The 10,744-nt window shown below is 59.0% G+C and carries 9 protein-coding genes and 1 pseudogene; 4 read left to right on the top strand and 6 right to left on the bottom strand.

Annotated features, from left to right (window positions below; translation table 11 throughout):
* Positions 1–650, bottom strand: a pseudogene (locus BGN91_RS08775) (hypothetical protein); the annotation flags it as partial.
* Positions 651–1,061: 411 nt separating this feature from the next.
* Here BGN91_RS08775 and BGN91_RS08780 point away from each other — a divergent pair.
* The 3 genes from BGN91_RS08780 (at position 1,062) to BGN91_RS08790 (ending at position 3,094) form a co-directional block, all read left to right on the top strand.
* Positions 1,062–1,301, top strand: a complete 240-nt coding sequence (locus tag BGN91_RS08780) for a hypothetical protein (protein WP_292612336.1) — start codon at positions 1,062–1,064, stop codon at positions 1,299–1,301.
* Positions 1,302–1,667: 366 nt separating this feature from the next.
* A complete protein-coding gene (locus tag BGN91_RS08785; protein ID WP_292612338.1) occupies positions 1,668–1,910 on the top strand; it encodes a hypothetical protein in 243 nt (80 codons plus the stop codon).
* A gap of 110 nt (positions 1,911–2,020) precedes the next feature.
* Complete coding sequence (locus tag BGN91_RS08790) at positions 2,021–3,094, top strand: GTP-binding protein (RefSeq protein ID WP_292612340.1); 1,074 nt, start codon at positions 2,021–2,023, stop codon at positions 3,092–3,094.
* 813 nt (positions 3,095–3,907) lie between these two features.
* Here BGN91_RS08790 and BGN91_RS08795 read toward each other — a convergent pair.
* Together BGN91_RS08795 and BGN91_RS08800 are read right to left on the bottom strand one after the other, a co-directional pair.
* Positions 3,908–4,105 carry a hypothetical protein gene (locus tag BGN91_RS08795; protein WP_292612341.1) on the bottom strand — a complete coding sequence of 66 codons (198 nt, stop codon included), beginning with the start codon at positions 4,103–4,105 and terminating at the stop codon, positions 3,908–3,910.
* 1,122 nt (positions 4,106–5,227) lie between these two features.
* Positions 5,228–5,977 (bottom strand): hypothetical protein, encoded by a 750-nt coding sequence (locus BGN91_RS08800; RefSeq protein WP_292612344.1) that lies wholly within the window; start codon positions 5,975–5,977, stop codon positions 5,228–5,230.
* A gap of 627 nt (positions 5,978–6,604) precedes the next feature.
* On the opposite strand from BGN91_RS08800, the gene BGN91_RS08805 reads away from it, so the two are divergent.
* Positions 6,605–7,012 (top strand): DUF59 domain-containing protein, encoded by a 408-nt coding sequence (locus tag BGN91_RS08805; protein WP_292612346.1) that lies wholly within the window; start codon positions 6,605–6,607, stop codon positions 7,010–7,012.
* 881 nt (positions 7,013–7,893) lie between these two features.
* On the opposite strand, the gene BGN91_RS08810 is transcribed toward BGN91_RS08805, so the two are convergent.
* The 3 genes from BGN91_RS08810 to BGN91_RS08820 form a co-directional block, all read right to left on the bottom strand.
* Positions 7,894–8,424 carry a cytochrome c family protein gene (locus tag BGN91_RS08810; RefSeq protein ID WP_292612348.1) on the bottom strand — a complete coding sequence of 177 codons (531 nt, stop codon included), beginning with the start codon at positions 8,422–8,424 and terminating at the stop codon, positions 7,894–7,896.
* Positions 8,425–8,752: 328 nt separating this feature from the next.
* Complete coding sequence (gene lysA / locus BGN91_RS08815) at positions 8,753–10,018, bottom strand: diaminopimelate decarboxylase (protein WP_292612349.1); 1,266 nt, start codon at positions 10,016–10,018, stop codon at positions 8,753–8,755.
* 366 nt (positions 10,019–10,384) lie between these two features.
* Positions 10,385–10,690 carry a lipoprotein gene (locus tag BGN91_RS08820; protein ID WP_292612367.1) on the bottom strand — a complete coding sequence of 102 codons (306 nt, stop codon included), beginning with the start codon at positions 10,688–10,690 and terminating at the stop codon, positions 10,385–10,387.
* Between the last annotated feature and the right edge of the window lie 54 nt (positions 10,691–10,744).

A 10,744-nucleotide genomic window follows, 5' to 3' on the forward strand; every position in this document is an offset into this window, starting at 1 on the left:
TAGTGCGAACCGGGTCGCGCGGCTGTTGCGGCATAGGCGTGGATCAGTTGCCTGGCTCCCTCCTTGTCGAAGAACTCGACGTTGGCCGTGACATGCGTAAGCCCATGCACGGCGAGTTTGAGCTGCTGCCGCGCCAGTTCGATCGACTCGAACCTTCCCAGCAAGATCAGCTTGGGTCGCGAGATGACGCGTCGGTCGCTCTGCAAAAATTCGGCGACGGATGCGAGAAACTGCTCGATTCCCGACTGGCTCGACAGCAACCGTCCTTCGTCGAGAGCGTCAACAATGACCGGTATCGTCCCCTCGTGAAACGCGGCGAGCGGATCGCTATTGTCGGCGGCTTCCAGATCAGCCAGCATCGCCTGGAGAGAGCCGGCAGAAACGGGCACCTTGGCCAGGTCGAGGATGGGCGCCTTGAGCGTCGCGGACAGTTGCCTTGCCAATGTGCTTTTGCCGATCGCCGCGGACGCCTCGATGAAAACGATCTCCTTCTCCAAGGCAGATAGGTCGCTCTCCTCGATTTCCAGCCTTGGCGGCACGAACGGCGTGGGCGCCTCCCCGACAACGAGACATCCGTCCTGACCGGACTTCGGGAAATGGACGGGGCGATTCAACACGCGAACGAGCGAGCTTAGCGTAGTTTCCGGCATCAGATATCCTCTTCGAAGGCCGCACGTTTACAATCGCAATACCTCGGGTTCAATGGATAACGGCGTTGCGGCGACGCGCGTCAAACAGCCGGTGAACGGGTAATGCATCGAGCGAAGCCGCACCGCACCTCATTTTCGGGCATCAGCAGATTCGGGGCGCGCTTCAAAACGGGCGATGGTCCGTCTATCCGTTTGCGGACGGACGGAGGCTCGCTGTGCGCTGCTCCAAGGAGGGATCGCAGCGCGCCCTGCGCGCGGCACATGTCCGATATTGCACTGCGACATACTTGAAGCGTGCGAACGCCTTATGTCCCTGACAATTCGTCGGTCTTAAAACCGAAATCTGCGGGGGTAAGGCGGCGCGGAACGAGCAACGATCGTCAAATCGCATATGTACGCGAGCAAGAATCCATGCCATACGGGGCTATGCTAAAAGGTTGGAAAATCAGTTCCGTAAGACCCGGCAGAGGGGCCAGTGGTGCACTGCGCCACGAATTCATCCTCGTCGCCATCGCCGACCAGGCCGCGGCTCTTCGAGCCGTCAAGGAGTGCCTTCCTGACGCCGAAATCACGGTCGATTCCGAAGCCACTCCAGAGCTTTTAGCCGAATATCAGGTCATCGAAGGCGAAATGGTCGTTCTCGCCGATTGATCCGGACGTGCCGATCCGGACGTGCGCGGAAGCCGTCCGATATTATCTTCGCCATGGGATTGCGGCCGGCGCCTAACGCGCGGGTCCCCGCCCTGGACCATGGGGAAGCCATAATTTTCAGTCGACAGGGCCGGAATTTCTTCATAGCAACGGCGGGAAGCAAGCTATCGTCGGTCGCAGCGGGCAAAGTAGCGGGACGAACGGGCTGGATTGGCAATCCGGCGCTATTCGAACAGGTCCCGTGCATCAACCTGATCAGATCGCCTCACGAACAAGCCGCAGCCTGTGACCGGCTGATGCCGGAGACGCAGAGACAGCGGCCTAAGGAGAGTATAAGCAATGCGGTACCGTACCAATCAGGGGCTGTTGATCGAGGCCGCCTCATCGGCTGAAGCAATCACCCGTCTGCGCGAGTCAAGCTGGAACGAACAGAACCTGAGCGATCGTGCCTATATGGAAGCGGTGGCGGATCGCATGTTCCAGGAAGGCATTCACATCTCAACCGTGAGCCCGGACATCTTCATCGCCGGATTATTGCGCGCCGGCCTGTTGACGCGCGAGGCGGACGATACCCAGCCCGATGCGGCGAAGCAGGAAACCGAGCGATAGCCAGTCAGGCGGCTGCGACAAACGTCAAGCCCGACGCCGGGAACGAGCCCTCGCGGCAATTGATGCAAAACGGCTGGATGCCTATATAGCTGGACCAGCGGAGGAACCAAATGACTGATAAAATTCCGGTCACCGTGCTGACCGGCTATCTCGGCGCCGGCAAGACCACACTGCTCAATCGCATCCTCTCGGAGGAGCACGGCAGGAAATACGCCGTCATCGTCAACGAATTCGGCGAGATCGGCATCGATAACGATCTTGTCGTCGGCGCCGACGAGGAAGTGTTCGAGATGAACAACGGTTGCATCTGCTGCACCGTGCGCGGCGATCTCATGCGCATCCTTGCCGACCTGATGAAAAAGAACGGCAAGTTCGACGCCATTATCGTGGAGACGACGGGACTCGCTGATCCGGCGCCGGTGGCACAGACCTTCTTCGTCGACGAGAACGTTGGAAGTAAAACCAAACTCGATGCGGTCGTCACCGTCACCGACGCCAAGTGGCTCAACGACAGGCTCAAGGATGCTCCCGAAGCAAAGAACCAGATCGCCTTCGCCGATGTGATTCTGATCAACAAGACCGACCTGGTATCTGCAGCCGAACTCAGCGAGATCGAAGCGCGCATCCGCGGCATCAATCCTTACGCCATGCTGCACAGGACTCAGCGGGCGCAGATCCCGCTCAACGAGATCCTGGAGCGCAACGCCTTCGATCTCGACCGCATTCTCGATTTCGAACCGGCCTTCCTCGAAGCCAAGGACCACAGCCACGACCATGGCCACGATCATCATCACGATCACGGCGATGACCACCATCATGATCATGACCATGACCATCATGATCACAAGCACGAGGAACACACCGGGGGGCTCAAGCACTACCACGACGAGGAGATGCAATCGCTTTCGTTCCGGACCGAAAAACCGCTGGACGCGGATAAATTTTTCGCCTGGATCGAGGATCTGGTGCAGGTCGAGGGTCCCAACATTTTGCGAAGCAAGGGCATCCTCGCTTTCAAGGACGAGGATCGGCGCTTCGTATTCCAGGGCGTGCATATGATTCTGGACGGCGACCATCAGCGCCCCTGGAAAGAGGACGAAAAGCGCGAAAGCCGCATGGTCTTCATCGGTCGCAATCTGCCGGAAGAGAAAATCGCCGAGGGATTCCAGAGTTGCATCGCCTGATTTAAACGATACCCATAACCTGCTGATTGTGAGCGCCGATAGCCTTCACCGCTTGAAACGGTGAAGGCTATCGGTTTTTGTTTTGACGCTTTTGTCCCGCCAACCGGATTCCACTTCGCTCGTCAACGCCAGAGCGCATCCAAACGCTGCGAGAGGCAGGGTCGTCGGCTTCAATGCCCGATCACGTCGGCATGGTCATCCCGCCGACCAAGCGCTGCCGGTTTCCGAAGCGAGCACCGCTGCTCGACGAACCCGCGCAACGGCAACGGCGGCGAGAAAACAGGAGCGACCAAATCCATGCTGAGGTCTGTCTTCGCAGCGGCTGACTCATAGCTGCCCTGCGCGATTCCGCCCCTCCGATGGAAGGAGAGCCCGCCACGAACTTTCAGGCGATTGATTTCCGGTGAGGTTTATCTGCCGACCACCCTTCCTTCTCTCACAAGGAAGAGGAAGCAGGCCGAACATGCGAGTGTTGCTTCAATCCGAACGGATCAGACGCGAGGGGCGTCCAGGGGATCGGGGATCGGTCGATCTGATTTCGCAACCGGGAAGATGGTCCGTGGCACAACGGCACATGCTCGCACACGCCATCTGCGCGGCAATAAAGCGACTCAGTTCAAACCGCTGGCTGCAAGCCTGAACAGCATACCCTCACACTCAACTGCTGATCCGCTCGACAGCGGTCGAGTGTGTTGCTCACGGCCTATTGTCCTCTCGATCATGGACACTGCACGAGCAATGAGGACCGCAAAGGCCATCGCCGGAAGGACGAAGGCGGGATGCCATCGACCTGCCCGTGCGACATTCCGAATTCTACGGCTCCTCAGAGGGCCGCGAGAAAATGATGAGCAAAAAGCCGATCACGGCCATCCCCGCGCCGTAATAGACCCATTCGGTATGCCTGACTAGGATGCTATCGGCGGGAAGGTTGTAAAACCGGAAGCCCTGTCCCATGAAGCCCAGTCCGGCGACCAGGGTGATAACTCCGACGATTCTCAATAGAGCATGCATTCTAAGGCGCTATCCCGGATGTTGATGTTATTGAATGAGGCCAAGCAGAGTTCGTTATACTATGCGTCCTCGGGTTTCGCTTCAACTCCATTTGCGCGCCTTGCGACATCCATCAGTGACTATGCGGCAAATATGCACTGAGGGCGAAAATAATCCTGGCAGTTTTTCAAAGGGAAGGGGCGCTAGCGTCAGCACGACTGCGGTCAGGCCATTCCATGCTGCGGTTCTTCTTTTCGCGGCGCGGCACGCAATCGATGGTGCGGTCGCGTCGTATGTCAGTTCGGTAGTCTAAAACGACTGGTCGGTCGACGAATGGAGACGCCAGGAGACTTTGCGCTTCTGACGGAAACCGAAGCGGAAAACGCCGACGTTGGTTGATGCGTTTTCACCGTACGAGCCGGTGGCATGCTTGGGACAAGCCTTAGAGGACAAGCCTTAGAGCGTTTTCGAGCGAAGTGGTAACCGCTTCACAAGAAGAAAACGCGCCGAATCAAAATCATAGAGCCCCTCAAAATCATAGAGCCTCGCTTCTGATCCCATCAGAAGCGAAGCGAAAGGGCTCTAGGATATCCCGTATTCGACAACGCTATATGGCGGAAGATTTGATCGACCGAACCATCAAGGCAGCCCTAGCAAGTTCGTCGATTTCCTGGATCCTACGAAACGCTGGGCGTGACCGGCGGCCCGATTTCCTTTGCTCGACCGTGTTGCCTGGGCGAGCCTAGCCTGCGTGCGACCGTGGAACGCTGGTTATCAAAATCGCTTTATTGATTTCTTTCTTTTACCAGTCGCCCGCCGACCGGATCCCAGGCGACCGGACCAAGCACCTGAAATCGTGCTCCAAAACAAAAGTCCTATCGTCGCATTCGTCCGACCGGGCTTCCTCCGCTCGGGGATTCAGGACGCCGCTGCTTGATTTCATTTACGCGAGTTCTTGACGCAAAAGCGATAGGCATCATCAGGTGAAGTTAAAGACGCGCCGCATCGAACGTTATAAATCCATCATCCCATGCTTAAAAAAGCCAATGCTAAAAACGCGTCGACCGCGGTACGCGCCGCCCTCACTTCGGAGGTTAGCGCGTGTAACCGCGGTCGTCGACGAATAAGCAGCTTAGCTTAAAGCTAGGCGGCAGAGGCAGACTTGACCTTGCTCTCCGGCTTCTGAGCCGAAGGCGTCTTCACAGTCGGCACACCGTTCTGGAAGCTTACCTCGGCACCAATACCAGCGGCCAATTCAGCCTCAAGGATAGAGGGCTGCTTCGGCGCGGTGAAGCGCTGGAATGATTCCGCAAGTGCCGTGGACAGATCAATGGCAGTGCCACGGAACGTATCCCACAACATCACGGCGCCCTGGCTCGGCACGAACATTCCCTGCTTGCCCGAAGCGCGGTTCAGAGCGAGACGCGAATCGCGGGCGCGCCGATGTCCAGCGTGCGCATGATCGTGCTCGTCGTCCTGCTGAGGGTTGGCGGGCAACTGCAACACGGTCGCGGTTTGGCCGCTTACGAGTTGCGTAATCTTCAGAACCTGCCCATTGGGGAACTCCAGCGCATCGTGCTGGACGTGCGGGTTATCCACATCGACCTTCCGGAAGCTCGCGACCTTGTGATCGACACGAGCCTTGCCCGAGAACTTTATGCCAAGAAAGCTGCGGGGGCATTCATACTGAACGTTCTCGTCAAACGCGAGTTCCGTTCCAGGAAGCAGGCAGACCGCCAGCTCAGGCGGGCTGTCATGAATCACAAGCTTGGGGCCGAGCTCGCCAACGGCGGCAAAGCCGCGCACGTTGGATTTTGCAAGCTCCATCGTAACCAGCTTATCGGCGACCTTGGCAGGCCGCGACGCTACGTGATGCAGACTGTAGTCGCACATGAAGGGCTCCTCTGGTTGGGACTACGCACTCCCCACATCAATAACAATACCCGCGATGCGAACTCGTTCCGCCGATTCTTAACTCGTGAAAGGCGGTTGCGTATCTTAGTCCAACGATCCAACCATGCTAAATTGGTGTAGCTAAAATCTACCACGGCAATAACGTTCGCGTCAACTCCATTCCGAGCAGATAGCTGGTGACGAGAGCGGCCATTCTGCCCTGAAATTGAGCCAAAATTCGCCACATCCGAGCCGGGCGCGCTTCAGAAATCCATGTCCTTGCTAGAATTACTCAAACCGGAGGTCCTGAATCATTCCCCGACCATCCTCGGGAGTCTTCCTTAGCCACCCTGCGTCGATATTGCCAGGTCGATCGAGGGGCACGCGGCGCGACAAGCATCCGCTCCAAGGCCTCCGAACCGATATGCCCGGTCAAGGTTCTTCTGTTGGCGCTTGGAGAAGACCTGTAACTGCGCTATGTAAAGCAGGTACGCTGCCTACGAGGCTGCGTTGGCGAACGCTTTGACGACGTTCGAGCGGAAGACAACAAATCCGAATCCGCACCCATCCAGACTACGCGGGCCAACGCTTGGTGCGACCCGTTCGCCAAAGCGCAGGAGTATTTGTATGACCGACGAGGCGAATCTGGCTGGCACTGAAAGCGTTTTCTCCGGTGGCGCGGACTCCGCCGAACCGACGGGTTCGCCGGCGAACGTTCCGCCGGACGAAATGGCGCGCATGGGAGAGGACATCGTCGGCGCGCTCAAGACGGTGTATGATCCGGAAATTCCGGCCGACCTCTATGAGCTTGGCCTGATTTATAAAATCATCATCGACGAGGACCGCAGGGTCAATATCGAGATGACGCTGACGTCGCCAAACTGTCCGTCGGCGGCGGAACTGCCTGGCCAGGTCGAGAACGCGGTCAAGAGCGTGGCCGGTGTGCAGGGCGCCAAGGTCGCGATCGTCTGGGAGCCGGCGTGGGATCCCAGCCGGATGTCGGACGAGGCGCGCACCGTGCTCAACATGTGGTGATGGCAAGAGCATCGGCCGGCCGCATCACAATCCGGCCGCTTCGGCTGCGCCGCGCATTCCGCTATTGCCGCTCGTCTGGCCCGGCGTCGGTCTGTGAACCGGCAGTCTGTGAACCAGCGTCAGCCCATGAAAAAAGGTCTGTGGGTCAAACCGACCCAGCCGGTGGAACGAGGTGGCCCAACACAATCGGGAGCAGATTGGAGTTGTCGTCCCTTCGGAAACCGAAGACCACGACTTCCAATCTTGCAGCGCAACAAAACAAGCCGGCACTTTCACCGGCCGCCCGCACGTAATTTGCCACTCAAGGCGGTTGCGTTTGATGAAATCACGCCGATCCGCCGAGATCGTTCGAAGAACGGCAGCGGCGGCTGGTCATTCAGTTTTGCTTGGCTGCCCGAAACCAACCCTGCGCCAGAGACATTGCAAGCTCCATGTCGTCCGCCTTGCGGTTTCCGCAAGACGTTGATGGCTTGCGGACGTCAGATCCTACGGGACAGACGCCCAACGCCGGTTACACCCGCGGGCGGATGCCACTTGGAAACAGACTGATGAGACGTGGCGATAGCGCCGCTGAAATGCAGGTTCGGCCCTGCCAAACGAGTGCGGCTGCTCACAGAGCAGTTCGGTCGACCATCGCAGACTTAGGAGAGCAGACTTAGGAGCAGACTTAAGGAGATTCGCAAGGCAGGCCGTGAAATGGCTTTGCCCCGCGCTAAACCTGCTGCGGACTAAAACTCGTTAGCTGAGAGCTAAGGCTGAACCGCCTGCCCCATGAGGCGAACGCGAGCAGATGCTCGCGAGCGCCATGGGTCGTGACACAATCGAACGCAGCAAGCGTTTCTTGCTGCAGGCATCGGTCTCCTTTCGGAGACCTATGCTTCTTACTTCGGCAGCGGCGCCGGGCTCTTCGAGAGCGTATTGAGATAGGCAACCAGGTCGGCGCGCTTGCTCTCGCTCTTCAAGCCGGCGAAGCTCATCGACGTGCCCTTAACGTAGGCGCGCGGATCTTCGATCCACTTGTCGAGTTCGGCAAAAGTCCAATTACCACCCTTGGCCTTCAAGGCGGCGGAGTAGTTGAAGCCCGGCACCGAAGCTACCGGCCGATTGACCACGCCGTAGAGATCAGGACCGATCTTGGCCCCCTTGCCTTCCTCGGTGTTGTGGCAGATCTGGCACTGCTTGACGAGCCCGGCACCACGCTCGGCGGAAGCGCTGGCAAGCAACTTATTGAACGCCGCCGGGTCAGTAGCTGCCGGCTTGGCGGCGGCTTCCGTGGCAGTGGCTTTATGGGTGGCTTCAGCGTGCGGCTTCTCCGGCCCGCTGAACGACTCGTCGATGATGCGTACCGTTTGCACAAACAACAATGTTCCCAGCAGAGCGCCGAGAATAGCGTTGGTCCGGTTTGAATGCACTGTATCGCTCCCAGAGGCCATTACTGAAGTACTCCCAGTGGTAAAGGAACCAAAGAAAACCGGGAATGCCCCGGACGAAACTAGAAACTAAAAGGATCGACGGCAGCGGCACCCCCGGCTCATCGATCCTGGAACAGCCCCACTATAGCCCGTTTTGCGTGCCTAAGGGGAGCGGCGCGCACACCCATATCAAATAGAAGTTTGTCGCGCAACGGTTCAGCCCGATGCTGAGGCATCGCATTTTGCACTGCAAATTCCATTATCCATAGTGATCCATAGTGCAGCGCACCGAAATCGCAGGTGATGAATACGCCCGCCGGATGCGCGATCAGAGCCAGGGCGCGACCGCATCCATCGCAATGAGTTGCTCGACCTCGATGCGCGGACGGACGACGGCGTACCGATCGTCCCTGACCAGCACCTCGGGGATCAGCGCGCGGGTATTGTAGGTCCCCGACTGCACCGCGCCGTAGGCGCCGGCGGTCATGATCGCGAAAAGATCGCCGGCTTGCGGCTCCGGCAGATTGCGTTCGAGCGCCAGGAAATCTCCGGTCTCGCAGACCGGGCCGACGACGTCGGCGACCATCACCGCCGCGTCTTTCGGCGCCGCGCGCACCGGCATGATCTGGTGATAGGCCTCATACAAAGTCGGACGGATCAGATCGTTCATGGCGGCGTCGATGATGACGAAATTACGCGCCCCGCCGCGCTTCACGTAGATCACGCGCGTCACCAGAATGCCGGCGTTGCCCACGATCATGCGGCCCGGTTCGAACACCAGCGTGCAGCCGAGATTGCCGGTCACGCGCCTGACCATATCGGCATAGGCGCGTGGCTCCGGCGGGGCGGCGCGGTCCTCGTAATAGGGGATGCCGAGACCACCGCCGAAATCGACATGGCTGATCGCGTGGCCGTCGGCGCGCAACGCAACGACGAAATCCGCGAGCAGACGGAAGGCGGCCTCCATCGGGCCAAGGTCGGTGATCTGGCTGCCGATGTGCATGTCGACGCCGGTGATCGCGATGCCGGTCAGCTTTGCCGCGCGGGCATAGACCGCGCGCGCCTGCGCGATTGGGATGCCGAACTTGTTCTCCGACTTGCCGGTCGAGATCTTGGCATGCGTGCCGGAATCGACGTCGGGATTGACGCGTAGCGAGATGCGCGCCGTGCGCCCGGTTTCAGACGCAAGCCTGGACAGCAGATCAAGTTCGGGCTCGGATTCCACGTTGATGCAGAGAACGTCCGCATCGAGCGCTGCGCGCAGTTCGGCTTCGGTCTTGCCGACGCCCGAGAACAGGATCTTGCCCCGGGGAATTCCTGCCGCCAGCGCGCGCTTGAGTTCGCCGCCAGACACCACATCCGCCCCTGCCCCGAGCTTCGCCAGCGTCCGCAGCACCGACTGATTGGAGTTGGCCTTCATGGCATAGCAGATCAGATGGTCGACGCCTGCGAAGGCATCGGCAAACACGCGGTAGTGCCGCTCCAGCGTCGCGGTCGAATAACAATAAAACGGCGTGCCGACGACGTCAGCCAACGTCGAAAGGTTGACGCCCTCGGCGTGAAGCACGCCGTCGCGGTAATCAAAGTGGCGCATGGACCTCGTGTCCCGAAGTTCGCCTCACGATGCAGCACCTTCCGTAGCGAACTTCGGATTCGAAAGGACACCAGAGCATGATCCCGAAAAGTGGGAACCGGCTTTCGGAAAAGATCATGCTCAAATAAAAAGTTAAGCGACGAGTCTGAGTCAACGCAGGTGAACCAGACTCTAGCGAATTTTATATTTCCTGGATTCAGAAATTCGCTTGAAGGGCACACCGAGGTGAGGAAGCGAACTTCTGGACCACCACACTAGAGCGCTTTCAAGCGAGATAGAAACCGGTTCGCGTGAAGAAAACGCGTCACATCAAGATCATGGAGCCCCGCTCCTGATTCCATCAGAAGCGGAAAAGGCTCCGGCGCCTTAGTGGCTATCGAGCAGCGGATCAAGGATGAAGGATTTCCTGGCGCCCTTGGAAGCCGCCGGACCATTGTTCATGCCGTAGGAAGGATCGAACAGACTGCCCTTGGCTGCCGCCTCGCGCGCATTGTCATCGGCCGCCGCCGTGGCGCGCGACTGCTCTGACGCCGTCGGCGGCAGATCGAGGCCGCCCTTGCGCCCGCAACCGGCCAGCGCCAGCGTCGCTGTCGTCAGGAAAATCAGCGCCCATCTCGTGGACGCCGAGCTTGAAGTGCTGTTCACGGCGGTATCCCCAATCGACGGCACCATACAGAGAATGCGCTGTTCTGGCGAGACCCGGAAGTCCGGAAAAATCCGGGGTGG

The organism is Nitrobacter sp. 62-13, from assembly GCF_001896955.1.
Taxonomy (GTDB): Bacteria; Pseudomonadota; Alphaproteobacteria; order Rhizobiales; family Xanthobacteraceae; genus Nitrobacter.